The following is a 1,740-nucleotide window of genomic DNA, read 5'->3' as shown; positions in this document are numbered from 1 at the left end:
GTTCGCGACGGAGCCTTGATGACTCCTGGAGGCCTGATCCGAAAATTGTTAGAGCTGACGGCGTCGGCGCGTCGCCACCATCCGAGCAACTGCATATGGGTGTACCGCAGCGCCGGCGCGTTCACGGCTGGTATTCGGCATCCACGTATGCTTGTCGATGCTTGGACGCGGCGGCATGGTATTGTCGACGACGACGGGCGTCCGCTGCAGCTTCTCTTCTCCCGACTCCGCAAGACCCATAAAGCACTGTGGTATCTTAAGACCGAAGGCCACATGGCCCGCTTTGCGGTCGGTCACACCCCCGAGGTTGCCGCCAGACATTACGCCGATGTGCCGGCACTCCGGCCGCTTCATCAAGCAACCGTTGCCGAGGCTTTGCAGGATGCCGTGTCGTCAGCTTTCGCGCCACTCGTCCTGACACCCGAACAGGGAGAGGTCTGGCGAGGACATCCGGCAACCATAGCGAACGTATCCTCCGGTAGCGATCCGGACGCACCGCTCGTTGAAGAGCAGGACGTCTGGTTGGCTAGTTGTGGCGGGTTCTATGCCGGCGTTCATGGCGAAGCCGGCGCTCCCTGTCCAGTCCCATTTTGGGGGTGCCTGGAGTGCTCGTGCGCGGTGATCACCGCGCGAAAACTCCCTGCTATCCTTTCGTTTCTGGCTTTCATCGAAGATCGGCGCCGCGGGCTTCCCGCTGGCGATTGGAGAACAAAGTTCGGACGTGCTCACGCGCGGATCGTCAATCAGATTCTTCCTTCGTTCAGCGATACGGTCATCGAAAATGCCCGCGAGTCGCAGGCAACGGACGAGAGTCCGATCTATCTGCCGCCGGAGTCTCTCCAATGAACTCAGCGGTCTCGCCTTCGCGGCTGGCGGCGTGTGTTCCAGATGATAGGCCGGTGCTGACAAGCTTGCCTCTTCGGCCCGGGTTCGTCCGGGAGCACCTCTCTCGCTATTGTGATGCGAGCTGGGATCTCAGTCCCGCCGTGTTCCGGGAGAATGCGCGACGATGCCATGTGACGGTGCATTTCGACAGTGTATCGAATGCGGGGGTCGCGCAAGCTCTTCGGGAGTATCTGTATGCGCGGCTGAACGTTGATTTGCCCGGCTATCGCCCACGTTTGCCACCTGCCAGTGTCCGCCAAGCATTCAACCGCGCTCGCCGCTTCTTTGAGTTCGTCCATGCCGAGTTCGGCGTTTGCGACGTGGCCCGCGTTACCCAGGGTTGTCTCGACCGCTATGCGAAGTTACTCCTCGATGGTCCTCGACAGCGCATTGTCGCCGCTCAGCTTCTCGAAATAGTCTTCGATCTCTATGCGTACCGAGCTCATCTTCCGATCACTCGCCTGCGACTGGAGCCATGGCCCGGCCGGACACGGTCCCAGGTGGCCGGATATCGTTTTACCCACGGAGAGAACCGTACGCCTCGCATGCCCGAAGAGATAATCGCACCGTTGCTCAAGTGGTCACTGAAGTACGTTACCGTGTTCGCATCCGATATTTTTGCGGCCCGCGTTGAACTCACCCGGCTCGAGCGACGGCAGTCTGCGTTGATTGCGGACGATTTGCGGCTCACGCTGGACGAACGTCGTTCACGTCGGCGTGCCCGACTCTCGGCCTATCTCGAGGAGCGCCGACTCCAAGGGCGGGGCGTGCCGATCTGGACGACCGCGCATAACGGGGTTTGGCGCACGGATGCCGTGAACGGCGAACTGACGCCCCCAATCAACTGGTTGTTAC

At 60.9% G+C, this 1,740-nt stretch carries 2 pseudogenes; both read left to right on the top strand.

The features are described 5' to 3' along the window. Window positions 1-846: pseudogene (locus A1351_RS07345) on the top strand (hypothetical protein); the annotation flags it as partial. A 170-nt stretch (window positions 847-1,016) separates the two neighbouring features. Then, a pseudogene (locus tag A1351_RS24570) lies at window positions 1,017-1,740 on the top strand (integrase); the annotation flags it as partial.

This window comes from Methylosinus sp. R-45379, from assembly GCF_001644125.1.
Classification (GTDB): Bacteria; Pseudomonadota; Alphaproteobacteria; order Rhizobiales; family Beijerinckiaceae; genus Methylosinus.
This window is presented reverse-complemented; position numbering and strand designations above follow the sequence as displayed.